Below are 14,183 nucleotides of genomic sequence, written 5' to 3'. Positions count from 1 at the left end.
GGTTGCCCGGGAAGATTTTTGGGATACAACTGTCACTATTCTTCGCCCTCAAATTCCAATTCGCTGAGGTAACGTTCCGCGTCGATGGCTGCCATACAGCCGGAGCCAGCAGCCGTTACCGCTTGTCGATAAACGGAATCTTGCACATCGCCGCAGGCGAAAACGCCGGGGATTTCGGTTTTGGATGAGCCCGGTATCGTTTGCAGATAGCCGCTGTCATCCATCTTTAGTAAACCTTTGAAAATTTGCGAGTTAGGCGTATGCCCGATCGCCAGAAAAAAGCCTTCGCAGGCAAATTCCGTTTCTTCTCCGTTGACGGTATCTTTCAGCCGCAAACCGGTAACGCCGCCTTCGCGAGTGCCAAGCACCTCGACAACATCCTTATTCCAGACAAAATCAATTTTCTCATTTTTGAATGCGCGTTCCTGCATAATTTTCGATGCCCGCAGCTCTTCCCGGCGGTGAATAACCGTTACTTTGCTGGCAAATTTGGTGAGAAAATTAGCTTCTTCCATCGCGGAATCGCCGCCGCCGACCACCACAACATGTTTTTCTTTGAAGAAAAATCCGTCACAGGTTGCGCATGCGGAAACGCCGTAACCCATCAGCTCTTTTTCGGAAGGCAGGCCGAGCAATTTCGCGGATGCGCCGGTGGCGATAATTACCGCATCGGCTGTGTAAGTCACATCTTCCGCTTCAATTACAAACGGACGTTTGCTGAAATCGACTTTGGTGACGGTTTTGTAAACGAATTCGGTACCAAATTTTTGTGCCTGTTGATGAAACCGGTGCATCATTTCCGGTCCCATTATGCCATCGGGAAATCCGGGGAAATTTTCAACTTCTGTGGTGATGGTTAATTGTCCACCCGGCTGGCTGCCGGAAATCAGCAGCGGTTTCAGCTCTGCCCGCGCCGCGTACAACGCCGCCGTGTCCCCCGCCGGTCCGGATCCAATAACGATAACTTTTCGATGATTCTCATTGCCCATTTTCAATCTCCTGTTCGGTCGTAATTTTTATCCAATCAATATGTTTTGGATGCAAAAATCTACGCAAAGATACGCCGTTTCTCAAATGGTTTTGAACGACACCTTTACTCCGAATCACCGTTCAGGTGGGATGTCAAATAATCGAACGCATCCTGATTGGATTCGGCGAAATAGATCAAATCCATATCTTCTTTGTTGATCATCATGTTTTCCACCAGCGCATCGAAGTTGATCAGGTTGTGCCAATATTCCTTGCCATACAACACCACCGGCAATTTTTTGTTCACTTTGCGGGTTTGGATGAGCGTGAGCACCTCGAACAGTTCATCCAGCGTACCGAATCCGCCGGGATACGCCACAATCGCTTTGGCGAGATAAATGAACCAGAATTTCCGCATAAAAAAGTAGTGAAATTCAAAATTGAGATCATCGGTGATGTAGGGATTGCAGCCCTGTTCCATTGGCAGAGAAATGTTCAGCCCGACGGACTCGCCGCCATCGGCTTCGGATGCACCGCGATTGGCAGCTTCCATCATCCCCGGACCGCCGCCGCTGGCGATATAATAGCTGTTTTCGCCGTTGCCACGTTTTATTGACCACTCGGTTAACATTTTTGCCAACTCACGGCAATCTTCATAATATTGGGAAAGCTCAACCCGTTTTTCCGCCATTTTTACAGCCAGCGCATTATCGGGATTTGGCGTTTTTTTGTGCTTATTTTTCGCAGATTTCAGCGCTTCCAGCGCAGATTCCCGGGGGAGCGTTCGTGCAGAGCCGAACATCACAATCGTGTTTTCAACATCATGCTTGGTGAAACGCACGCGCGGTTCGAGATATTCGGATAAAATGCGGATCATCCGGGCTTCGGAACTGTTCAGAAATGACAGATTCTTATACGCCTTTGGGGGCAGTTTTCCCATTTTCAATCCTCAACTATTCAGTGTAATTTTGATGAATTTAGATGTAAAACCAAAGGGCGAAACCTGTGTTCGCCCTTTCAGATGGTAACAAATATGATAAAAAAGGTTGGTTCAAAAATCAACGGATAGCCAAAATTTCCCGATATTCCTGTCCGTTTTTGAGCACTTGCAACGCGCCCTGCAACTGGTTGTCGAACGGCATGTTCGCCACAATCCGCGATGCCAGCCCACCGGATTTTTCGGCAAATTCGGCAATCAGCAGTTCCCGGATTTGCGGTTTGAATTTGTTAAATTGACGCTCTTTTTCTTTGCGCAATTTTTCCAGCGCAACGCCGACCAAATCTTTGATATCGCGATCCTGAAATTTTTCGTCCGCAGCAATTTTGAGAAATTTGCTCAACTGTTCTTCGCCTTCCATATCGAAAGAGAAGTTGCGCTCCATTGCATATTTCCGGAAATCCTCCAGCACTTTGTCGGTTACCGGCACGTTTCGCGGGTCACTGTATTCCGAATGATCGCTCAGATAATCTACGGTAAATTGGAAAAAATAACCTTTCGCCAACAGCGTTTGCAGAAAACGGGTGATGTTTTCCCGATCGACAACCACATCCGGATAGATGCCGCCGCCACCGTGAACAACCCGGCGATTTTGGGTGAAGTAATCAACTTTTTGATCGTACTCGGTGCTGTCGGAGTGATCCACAAAAAAATCTGTATCCTTTTTGTAATCTTCTTTTTGAATGCAGCGTCCGGACGGCACATAATATTTTGCCGTGGTTATTTTCAAATACGCCTGGTTGATGCGATCGATGGGATATACTTTTTGTACCAGCCCTTTGCCAAATGTTTCGCTGCCGACCAGCACACCGCGATCCCAATCCTGAATGGCGCCAGCGACGATTTCGGATGCGCTGGCGCTGGATTCGTTGATCAAAACAACCAGCGGCTGGTCCGGCAACAACGGCGATTCGTTGGTGTAAAATTTATGTTCACTTTCGTGAATACCACGGGTAGAAACAACCAACTGTCCCGGCGGCAGAAAAATATTGGCGATATCCACTGCTGCGGTCAACAGCCCGCCCGGATTGCTTCGCAAATCCAGAATAACCCGTTGAATGGGCATATCTGCCTGTAATTCGTGAATCGCCGATTTCAGCTCTTCGCTGGCTTTATCGGAAAAAGCAGACAGCCGGAAATATGCCGTTCCCGGTTCCACAAATCCGGCGTAGGTAACATCTTCGAGGGTAATTTCTTCGCGTATCAGCGTGATTTCCAGCGGTTTATCCAGTCCGGGGCGCATAAATTCGAGCATCACCGGCGTCCCGACTTTCCCGCGCAAATGCTCCGATGCATCCTGCAAATTGAGGCTGTTGGTAAGCACGCCGTCAATTTTGGTAACAATATCACCGGCACGGATGCCGGCACGCTGAGCAGGCGAGCCTTCCATCGGCGAAATAACCACAACTTGTTGGCTCTGCACGCTGATTTCCATCCCGACGCCGCCGTATTTTCCCCGGGTAATCATGCGCATTTGCTGCGAACCGGGATCTTTAAAAAACACGGTATATGGATCGAAATTTTCCAGCATGCCCTCGATTGCGGCTTTGCTGAGCACTTCGGGGTCTACTTCGTCCACATAATTTCGGGCGATGGTTTCGAACACTTCCCGCAAATAATGGAGACCTTTATCTATTTTATAGTATTTTTCTTCGTTGCCGCCCGCCATCGAATAGCTAAAAAACCAGCCAATCAATACAAATACGGTTATCGTTATCGTCAACGTTGTAAATTTTGCCCGCTGGAACATCCTAACAACCTCCTGATGAATCAATTCGGAAAAAACCAATACTAATTTAGATCACTTTGGCGCCCAAAAAGTTTCCGGAAGAAACAACTGGACGAACAATTTGTCTTTTAATAGTTAAGTTCGGATGAAAACAGGAATAGTTTATGCGATAGTCCACAGTTCGCAAATTTTTTTCCAAATTTCTACGGCGATGCTGTCCACATCTCGTTCGCCGGAAATGATAACAAATCGGTTAGGAAAATCGTTTGCAAGTTGGTGATAGGCAGTGTGGATAGCCTGAAAAAAGGTGAGGCTTTCGCTGTCCAGCCGATCGCTGCCGCGACCGGAATGTTGGCGGCGACGCAGTGCTTCGTCAGGGGAAATATCGATCAGGAATGTTTTGTAGGGCATCAGTCCGGAGGTCGCAAATGTGTTGAGTGAGCGAACAAACGTGAGATCGAGGTTGCGCCCGAATCCCTGATAAACGGTTGTTGAATCAAAAAAACGGTCGGCGATAACGGTTGCGCCGGATTGCAGCAACGGCAGCAATTTCTGATGCACCAGTTGCGCTCTCGCGGCGGAATACAGCAAAATTTCGGCTTTGGCGTGCATTTCGGTGTGCGATTTGTCCAGCAAAATTTCCCGGATTTTTTCGGAGATGACGGTTCCGCCGGGTTCGCGGAGCAATTGGGCATCGATGCCGGATTGCTGCAACCGTGCCAGCAGCAATTTCAGCTGAGTGGTTTTTCCGGAATAGTCGATGCCTTCGAATGATATGAATTGCCGGAATTCTGCCATCGTTACAACATATCCTTTATTTTCCATTTTCGCTGGTGAAAGCGCCAGAAATTGCAGAACAGCCGTGAGGCTTCGTCCATTCCCTGCACCATCCAAATGCCGATCAGCGATAATTCGCAAACAAAAGCAAAATAGTAAGAGCCGATAATTTCAAAAATAGTGACACTGGAAATAGCCAGCCACATCAGCCAGTTGAGGTCGCCGCCGCCGCGCAAATTTCCGGTAAACACCATGTTCATTGCTTTGGGCATTTGGATAATTGCCAGCACAATTACTGCGCTGGTGCCAAAGGTTACCACAGCTTCGTTTTTGGTGAAAATAGAGAACCACCACTGTTCGGTCAGCATCAGTCCCGCGCCAATCAGCATTGCCGTAGCCAACGCTACCCAGCCGGTTTGCCAACCGGCTTTGATTGCGGCGTCATCATCGCCAGCACCAATGCTGCGCCCAACCAGCGACATCGATGCCAAACCGAATCCCTGAAACGCCATTGTCAGCACCGACTGCACCCGCACAAAAACCTGGTGCGCTGCCAGCACAACAATTCCCAACAAACCGGCGTAAAAGCTGAGCACCAATTGACCGAACGCCCAGACCAGTTGTTCAACGGTTGTCGGTAAACCCAATTTATACAATCGTTTAAACGTTTCAAAATTGGGTGTGGCGTATTCCGTAAACGATAAAAATAACGATACTTTTCGGCTGCGCAGCATGTAAAGCGTAATAAAAAACGCGATTGAATGAGCGATGCCCACTGCCAGTGCTGCGCCCTCTGCTTCCATTCGCGGCATTCCGAACAGCCCAAAAATGAGAATAGACGCCAACGTCAGGTGCAAAATATTGGTAAACAGATTGATTTTCATGGTGACGACGGTATCGCCGACCATCCGCAAAATGCCCAATCCCATAAAGTTGAGAATTACCAGCGGACCGAAATAGGAAATTATTTTGAGATATTGCACGCCGTAAATCCGGGCGGATGGCTCCTCTTCGCGGATGGCCAGAAAAACCTGCGTTCCGCCAAAATACCATAGCAAGCTGATGACGAATGCCATTATCGTTCCGACCATCATCGCCTGAGCCAGCACATGATTGGCGTTCCAATGGTCTTCCGCACCCAAATATTGATTGATAATAATGGATGCGCCAACCACAAATGTCAACACAACTGTAAAAGTGAGGATAACTATTTGGAGTGCCAGCCCGACACCTGCCAAAGCAGCTGCGGAAATATTGCCGATCAAAATAGCTTCGATAAGCCAGGCAACTGTTTGCGATGACAAATCAATAACAGCCGGCAGCGAAGTTTTTAGAATGTTCTTGAGCGGAGATTTCTGCGATGAACTCACGTGTGTCACCTGTTTTGATAAACGACCGGCGGGTAATTTTTCAGCAGCAGCTTCCGTTTAGCACCGAAAAAAAAACGCGGCGCAATACCCTCTGAAACTGATAGCCCCGGAACGATTTCGCCCGGGGCAAACCAGAATACCCGTTGGTAAAAACGTTTATTTGTAATTTTGATAATAATCCGCGCCCAGGTGCGTTATTTGTTCTTCGCCCATCATAAAACGAAGGGTGTTTTTCAGCTTCATGTGCTGAATAAAAATGTCGTGCTCGGGATATAATCCCGGCTTAACGAGCGGGCTTTTGAAATAAAATGAGAGCCATTCCTGGATGCCCTGAAATCCGGCGCGTTTGGCCAAATCCATAAATAGCGCAAGATCCAGCACAATCGGGGCGGCCAAAATACTGTCCCGGCACAGGAAGTCGATTTTGATTTGCATCGGGTAATTCAGCCAGCCAAAAATATCGATGTTATCCCAACCTTCTTTGTTATCACCGCGCGGGGGATAGTAGTTGATCCGCACTTTGTGGTAAAAATCTTTGTATAAATCGGGATACAATTCCGGCTGCAGAATTTGTTCCAGCACCGAAAGCTTGCTTTCTTCTTTGGTTTTGAAAGATTCCGGATCATCCAGCACTTCGCCATCACGGTTGCCCAAAATATTGGTGGAGAACCAGCCGGAAAGCCCGAGCAGACGGGTTTTCAATCCCGGTGCGAGGATGGTTTTCATCAGTGTTTGGCCGGTTTTGAAATCTTTTCCGTGAATGGGTGTTTGGGTTTCTTTTGCCAACTGGTGCAATGCCGGAACATCGACAGACAGGTTCGGTGCGCCGTTCGCATAAGGCACGCCCATTTTAACTGCGGCGTATGCGTAAATCATGCTCGGCGGAATCGCCGGATGGTTTTCTTTCAGCGCTTTTTCGAAGCTTTCCAAATCGTTGTGGATTTCGTGCGGCTTCATGTAAATTTCGGTACTGCCGCACCAGACCATCACCAATCGATCCAGATTGTTATCTTCTTTAAATTTTTTCATATCATCCATCAGCATTTGGGCGTAATCCCATTTTGTGCCGCCGGATTTTACGTAAGTGCCGTTCAGTTTTTTTACATAATTTTGATCAAAAACGCCTTTCCACGGCTTAATTGCCTGAAGTTCCGGACGAATTTTGTCCAGCAAATCCTTTTCCAAAACACCGGCGTTTACCGCGGATTCGTATGCGTCATCCGGGAAAATATCCCATCCGCCAAATACGATATCGTTTAAATCTGTCAATGGCACAAACTCTTTGATCATCGGCGCGCGGTGTTCCGTGCGCTTGCCCAACCGGATGGTGCCCATTTGGGTTAACGAGCCAATCGGCTTGCCCAATCCTTTGCGAACGGCTATTACACCGGCAATAAATGTGGTAGCCACGGCACCCATTCCCGGTGTTACGATACCCATTTTCCCTTTGGCAGGCTGGATTTCAAGTGCTTGTTTTTTAGACATAATGTAAAACTCCTTCTAAAATTATTGCCGCATCAATTTTTGCGCGCAAGTTAAACGGATGCTCTTTTTAAAGAACATCTGTCATCACTCTTAATTTAAATAAATAAAAATCAACAGGTTAGATAAACCACACACCATCGTTTACTTTTTTCGCAGTTCTTCTTTTTCCTCTTTCCAAACAGAATGGATGCGTTGGATAGCTGTAATATTTGCAAACAAAGCAACAATCCACACCACACCGATCAGTGCGTATTCATGCACCAGCGACGCAATACCGATCAGCACAATGCGTTCTGCCCGTTGCATCATCCCTACCTTGCCTTCCATGCCCAATCCTTCTGCGCGGGCGCGGACATAGCTGACCATAATCGATCCCATCAGCGCAAAAAAAGCGATGATCGATGTCCAGTAATGCAGCGGCGTATCAATACGCATCAGATAAATCATGATACCGAGGAACATCAAAAATTCCGCATAGCGATCCAGGCTGGAATCCAAAACAGCACCGAACTTGGTGGCAATGTTTCGGGTTCGGGCGATTTTTCCATCAAACGTATCGCTGATACCGCCGATCAGGATAAAAACACCTCCCCAAACCAAATACCCTTCCGCATAAAAAAATGCCCCGACACCCGATAATACGAGGCCGAGGATGGTGAAAAAATTGGGGCTGACGTTCCGTTTAATAAAAAAATCTACAGGCTTCTCGATAACTTTAATAAACCCATCTTTGATCCCGGGCGTTATCAGGCGAAATTCACGTTTAGGCATTCAACGTTTCTTTCATTCTTCAATTGGTTTAAAATCTGTCCCGGCAATCAACAGCACGATCTCACCTTTTAATGTATGACTTTCCATTTTGCCGAGCACATCTTCCGCTGATCCGCGAATAAACTCTTCAAATTTCTTGGTCAGTTCACGCGAAACAACAATATAACGATTTCCCATGATCTTTACAATATCTCGAATTGTTTTTTCCAGCCGCAGGGCTGACTCATATATAATGATAGTGCCGGGTTCTTCCGCCAGTTGTTGCAGTTTGGTTTGGCGCCCTTTTTTTCTGGGCAGAAATCCTTCAAAAACAAAGCGTTGTGACGGCAAACCAGATGCCGTTATTGCAGGAATTAGCGCCGTTGCGCCGGGAATCGGGACGATCGGGATTTGCGATTGGATCGCAGCTTTTACCAACCGGTGACCGGGATCGGAGATACCCGGCGTGCCTGCATCGGTAACCAAAGCGATCTGCTGGCCGTCTTTCATGTATCCGATAACCTGGGGAATTCTGCCGGTTTCGTTGTGGGCGTGGTAGCTCATCATCCGGTTTTTTATTTCAAAATGTGCGAGTAAACGTCCGGTGGTGCGGGTGTCTTCTGCGAGAATCAAATCGGATTCTTTGAGAATCCGCAGCGCTCGCAGGGTAATATCTTCGAGGTTTCCGATGGGTGTGCTGACTAAATATAATGTGCCGTTGCTCAAAACTTTTCCTTCATTTGCAAAACGCCCGATAATCTGCGGTGCATTTGATAAAAAGTCAAGCGCCAAAATGAAATTCGCTATTCTGCAATTCAGGTCAGTTGGGCTCGTATACAACGGAGGGAAATGTGATCGTAAAACAACTGCCTTTTCCGGGATCGCTACTGACGGAAATGCTGCCGTTATGTTCATCCACAATCCATTTTACGATAGCCAAACCGAGTCCGCTGCCGCCGTATTCGCGCGAGCGGGCTTTATCGACCCGGTAAAACCGTTCAAAAATTTTATCCTGATCTTCCCGGGGAATGCCGATTCCGTTGTCCGAAATTTTCAGCACTGCCTGCTCGCCACCGGCGGTTAACGAAACGGTTACCGTTCCGCCATCGCGATTATATTTGATGGCGTTGTCCAATAAATTGAGCAGCACTTCCGACAACCTGCGGGTGTTGCCGACAACTTCGATGGGTTGGCAGATATCGCATTCGATGGCAATTTTGTGCTTTTTCCCGATCAGCGCCATTTGTTCGAGGTTTTCGCGAACCAGTTCGTCGAGTTTCACAACGGTCATTTCCATTGGTGCAGAATCCGCATCGATCCGCGCCAGTAGCAACAAATTGTTGACGATACCGCTCATCCGCAACACTTCGTCGAGCAGTTCGCTAAGCGTTTCGCGGTATTCAATGGCGGTGCGTTCCCGGCTGAGGCACACCTCGATGTGCCCGCGCAAAATGGTTAACGGCGTGCGCAACTCGTGCGATGCATTCGCGGAAAATTGTTTGATTTGCTCGAACGAATCTTCCAGTTTCGCAAACAAATGGTTGAGCGTGCTGACCAACTTTGCTAATTCCTCATCCGGGCGATGGTCATCGATGCGCACGTTCAGATCACCGGATTCTATTATTTGCCCGGCAATATTGGCGATCCGGGCAATCGGTTTCAGCGAGCGCAAAGAAATTCGCCAAATGCCAAACAACGCAATACCAATGCAAATTGGTGTAAAAATCAGAAATGCGTTGATCATCGATGCCAGAAAATCTTCCACATCATCCAGCAAAATAGCTGCGGTTATCCACCCGACATTTTTACCGCTGTGCACCAGCGGCACTTCCGCCATCCGGAATGTGTGATCCGAAACTCTCTGGTTCCGGTATTCCGGGCTTGCCGGATTGTTGTTGCCGAAAACGCCAAACACCAATCCGAGGTTTATCATATTTTGGGTTCGCCGGACTGTTTCACCGGTTTCGCCGGTGATTTGAACATAAAGGGCGTGTTCGCCAAATTCCACATGTTCCCGTTCTTCCCACTCATCTTCATCAAAATGACCGAGTTTTCCGTTACGGTAAACGATGCCCGCTTTCATTTCCACACATTCGGCGCGCAATGTGGCATCAAATTTTGAATAGAGATAATCCCGCAGGTAAAAATAGCTGAGCAATTCCGCAGCGACCAAAACAGAGATGAGCACCGTCGCATTCCACAAAATTATTTTGCCTTTGATACTCTTAAGCATGAACATCTTTCATAATATAACCGCTGCCGCGAATGGTAAAAATCAGCTGGCGACCGGAGCCGGCCTTAAGTTTGTTCCGCAGATAATTGACATAAACATCGATGTAATTGGTGCCGGTATCGAAATGGATATCCCATACGTTTTCGGCGAGCATTTGGCGGGAAATAACCTTATTGCGGTTTTTGAGGAAATACACCAACAGATCGAATTCTTTGGCGGAAAGGTAAATTTCTTCTCCGCTGCGAAACGCTTTCCGGGTGAGCACATCAACGGTTAAATCGTCGATAACCAGCATCGGCGCATCTTTCCGTTCCACCCGGCGAGCCAGTGCGCGCAGCCGCGCAATCAGTTCGTCAAAAGAAAAGGGCTTGGTGAGATAGTCATCCGCGCCGCATTCCAATCCGCGAACTTTATCTTCCACGGTATCGCGGGCGGTGAGCATCAGCACCGGTATTTTGGTGTCGTATTGGCGAAGTTCCCGGCAAACATCCAGCCCGGATTTTCCCGGCAACATCAAATCGAGAATAACAAGATCAAACGAATTGGACATTGCCATTGCTAAACCGGCATCGCCATCGTTGACCACTGCAACCTCAAAATTTTCTTCAGAAAGTCCCCGTTCGATAAATTGGGCAACTTTTTTTTCATCTTCAACAATCAATACTTTCATTCGCTAACCTGATCGATATTCAGTTAAAACATACCGTTTTGTATTATAAAAAGCATCTGTTTTTTGACTATCCCTAAAAATTACATTGCACCGTTAACCAGTTCGCCTTCTTCTTCAAACGTTTCTTCGGTGGGCATCCGGGGAATTCGGTCGTCCTTTTCCAGCCAGTTGTAAATGGTTGGCAAAACGAACAGCGTGAGAAATGTTGCGGTGATCAGCCCGCCGATAACCACGGTTGCCAACGGTCGCTGCACTTCCGATCCCGGTCCGACATTGAAGGCCATCGGGATAAACCCGAGGCTGGCGACCAGCGCGGTCATCAGCACGGGACGGAGACGATCGGCTGAGCCTTCGATGACCGTATCGTGCACATTTTTACCCTGGCGACGCATTTCGTTGAGGTGCGAAACCAGCACAATACCGTTGAGCACCGCTACACCGAATAGCGCCACAAATCCGATACTCGCAGAAACCGATAGATAAAATCCGCGCACCCACAGCAGGAAAATCCCGCCGGAGAGCGCAAACGGCAAATTGAGGAAAATGAGGAAAACATAGCGCATTTCGCCGAACATCATATACATCAACCCCAAAATGATGAACAGCGATAGCGGCACAACGATCATCAAATGGCGCATCGCGCGCTGCTGGTTTTCGAACGCGCCGCTGAATTCCAGAAAATAACCGGGCGGCACATCCACCTGCGTATCGATGGCGGTTTGCAAATTGGCGACATACGTGCCGATATCCATATCGCGAAGGTTCGCGCCGACGATCACACGCCGCCAGCCGTTTTCGCGGGCGATTTCGCGCGGGCCTTCCTGCGCCACAATTTTGGCAACCCGCTTCAGCGGAATAAATCCGCCGCTGGGCAAATAAACGGGAATCTGCATGATCTTCTCAAAATTATCGCGCAAATCCTCCGGAAAACGCACGACGATATCGAATCGCCGCTGACCTTCGAACACTTCGCTGACGGTTTGCCCGCCGATGCCCGTTTCGATAACGCGCTGCACGTCATTCACATTCAGCCCGAACGCGGCAACCGCTTCGCGATCAATGTCGATGTTCAGATACGGCTGACCGGTGGTTTGTTCGAGAAAATAATTGTCCGTTCCCGGCAGCTTTTCGACCACTTTGGCAATCGCCTCGCCAACGCGATTGAGAATGTCCATTTCTTCGCCATAAATTTTTACGGCGACATCGGATTTCACGCCGCTGGTCAGCTCATCCACCCGCATGGCGATCGGCTGGGTAAAATTGTAAGCCAACCCCGGTTCCGTTTCCAGATACGGCTGGATTTCTTCCGCAATTTTCTCTTTGGTCATACCCGGACGCCACTCGTCCATCGGTTTGAGCAGCACCCAAACATCGGTTTGGTGCACACCCATCCAGTCGTTGGCGAGATCCGAACGCCCGGTTTTGGGCACCACCGATTTAATTTCGGGAATATTACGAACCAGCTCGCCGCCGAACCAGTTGGCATTTTCGACCGATTCGCGCAGGGTTACGCTGGGCAAACGGATTTGTTCAACCAAAATCGAGCCTTCGTCGAGCTCCGGCAAAAATTCCGTGCCGGTGAAAAACATCAGCACAATCGACAGCGCGAACACGCCAACCGCGCCGGCCAACACCGGTTTGCGGTGAGCAATGTGCCATTTCAGCAACTTCACATATCGCGGTTTCAGCCAATCCAAAATGATGTTTCTTTTCACTTTAACGCCGTTGCGGAACACGATTGCCGAAATCGCCGGAATGAAAACGAACGCCAAAATCAGCGAGCCGAAAACGGCAGTGGCAACGGTAATCGCCATCGGGCGAAAGAGAATCCCTTCCATGCCTTCGAAGGTCATGATGGGCACATACACCATCAAAATAATCAGCACGCCGAAAAAAATGGGGCGGGCAACTTCGTGGGCAGCGCGCCGCATGATCGCCAGCCGCGAGCCTTTATCGTGCTGCAGGCGATGCACCATGTTTTCGACCATTACCACAGAGCCGTCCACCACCATCCCGAAGTCGATAGCGCCGAGGCTCATCAAATTGGCAGCCAGCCCGAATTCGCGCATGCCGATAAAGGCAAAGAGCATCGAAAACGGAATCACCGCCGCAACAATCAGCGCACCGCGAATTTCGCCGAGCAGCGCGAGCAGCACAACAATGACCAGAAATCCGCCTTCAACGAGGTTGGTTGCCAGCGTGTTGGTGGTGCGGTCAACCAGATCGGACTGGTCGTAAAATTTTTCGATATGCACGCCTTCCGGCAAACCTTTGTTGACCTGCGCAATGCGCGTTTCGATATCGTTGATCACTTCGCGACCGTTGCCGCCGCGCAGCATCATCACAATGCCGGTGACCACTTCGCCGTGACCGTCTTTGGTGACCGCGCCCTGACGCAATTGTTTGCCAAGCTGGATGTCTGCGATATCCCGCAGATACACCGGTCGCTGCTCCAGTTCTTTCACAATAATTTGTTCGAGATCGGACGCGTTGCGGATTTGCCCGAATCCGCGAATGATGTATTGCTCGCGATTGTGTTCGAGAAAATTGCCGCCGGAAACGCTGTTGTTATCGGCGATGGCGTCCATCACTTCTTTCAAACTGATGCCGTAAGTGCGTAATTTTCCTGGCATTACGATCACATCGTATTGCTTCACAAATCCGCCAAACGAATTGATTTCCGTAACGCCTTTTACGGTTTTGAGCTGCGGCGCGATCAGCCAATCCTGTATCGTGCGCAGTTCCGTAAGCGTGTGTCCGTCACCGTGAACGGCGTACTGGTAAATTTCGCCGAGCGCGGTGGAAATGGGACCGAGTTGCGGCGCGGAAACGCCCGCTGGCAGTTCATCCACGATACTCTGCAACCGCTGGCTGATCATCTGCCGGGCGAAATAAATATCCGTATCTTCCTGAAATTCGACGGTTACAGCGGAGAGCCCGAACTGGGAAATCGAGCGCACTTCTTTCACATCCGGCAGTCCGTTCATCGCGGTTTCGATGGGATAACTGACCAGCTTTTCCACATCAAACGGCGAGTAGCGACCTGCTTTGGTAATCACCAAAACCTGCACCGGCGTTACGTCCGGCAGCGAGTTGATGGGAATTTGCTGCAACGCCTGAAATCCACCGAAACCCATGAGCGCAACCAGCGCCAGCGCAACGTATTTTTGGCGCAAACTGAAATCGATAACCCGTTGTAAAAT

General features: G+C 49.0%; 11 protein-coding genes. All 11 read right to left on the bottom strand.

Annotated elements, in window-relative coordinates; all coding sequences use genetic code 11:
• Positions 1-35 precede the first annotated feature (35 nt).
• A complete protein-coding gene (gene trxB, locus H6629_11595; GenBank protein ID MCB9068435.1) occupies positions 36-989 on the bottom strand; it encodes a thioredoxin-disulfide reductase in 954 nt (317 codons plus the stop codon).
• Positions 990-1,093: 104 nt separating this feature from the next.
• Positions 1,094-1,909, bottom strand: coding sequence for an LOG family protein (locus H6629_11590; protein ID MCB9068434.1), 816 nt, complete (start codon positions 1,907-1,909; stop codon positions 1,094-1,096).
• A 118-nt stretch (positions 1,910-2,027) separates the two neighbouring features.
• On the bottom strand, positions 2,028-3,716 hold the full coding sequence (locus tag H6629_11585; protein MCB9068433.1) for a S41 family peptidase: 1,689 nt from the start codon (positions 3,714-3,716) through the stop codon (positions 2,028-2,030).
• Positions 3,717-3,857: 141 nt separating this feature from the next.
• On the bottom strand, positions 3,858-4,493 hold the full coding sequence (locus tag H6629_11580) for a dTMP kinase (protein MCB9068432.1): 636 nt from the start codon (positions 4,491-4,493) through the stop codon (positions 3,858-3,860).
• Between the two features lie 2 nt (positions 4,494-4,495).
• Positions 4,496-5,842 carry an MATE family efflux transporter gene (locus tag H6629_11575; protein MCB9068431.1) on the bottom strand — a complete coding sequence of 449 codons (1,347 nt, stop codon included), beginning with the start codon at positions 5,840-5,842 and terminating at the stop codon, positions 4,496-4,498.
• A 156-nt stretch (positions 5,843-5,998) separates the two neighbouring features.
• On the bottom strand, positions 5,999-7,327 hold the full coding sequence (locus H6629_11570) for an inositol-3-phosphate synthase (protein ID MCB9068430.1): 1,329 nt from the start codon (positions 7,325-7,327) through the stop codon (positions 5,999-6,001).
• Between the two features lie 141 nt (positions 7,328-7,468).
• Positions 7,469-8,098 (bottom strand): CDP-alcohol phosphatidyltransferase family protein, encoded by a 630-nt coding sequence (locus H6629_11565; GenBank protein ID MCB9068429.1) that lies wholly within the window; start codon positions 8,096-8,098, stop codon positions 7,469-7,471.
• Positions 8,099-8,110: 12 nt separating this feature from the next.
• A complete protein-coding gene (gene rsmI, locus H6629_11560) occupies positions 8,111-8,992 on the bottom strand; it encodes a 16S rRNA (cytidine(1402)-2'-O)-methyltransferase (GenBank protein ID MCB9068428.1) in 882 nt (293 codons plus the stop codon).
• Positions 8,898-10,310, bottom strand: a complete 1,413-nt coding sequence (locus H6629_11555) for a hypothetical protein (protein MCB9068427.1) — start codon at positions 10,308-10,310, stop codon at positions 8,898-8,900. Before H6629_11555 ends, rsmI begins: the two co-directional genes overlap by 95 nt.
• The gene (locus H6629_11550) at positions 10,303-10,980 is read right to left on the bottom strand and encodes a response regulator transcription factor (GenBank protein MCB9068426.1); all 678 of its coding nucleotides are present in this window, start codon (positions 10,978-10,980) and stop codon (positions 10,303-10,305) included. The genes H6629_11555 and H6629_11550 overlap by 8 nt, the downstream gene beginning before the upstream one ends.
• Before the next feature lie 80 nt (positions 10,981-11,060).
• Entirely contained in the window at positions 11,061-14,183 is a 3,123-nt protein-coding gene (locus tag H6629_11545; protein ID MCB9068425.1) for an efflux RND transporter permease subunit, read from the bottom strand.

This window comes from Calditrichia bacterium, assembly GCA_020634975.1.
Classification (GTDB): domain Bacteria; phylum Calditrichota; class Calditrichia; order RBG-13-44-9; family J075; genus JACKAQ01.
Note: the sequence above shows the minus strand (reverse complement) of the source record. Positions and strands in the feature narration are given on the sequence as shown.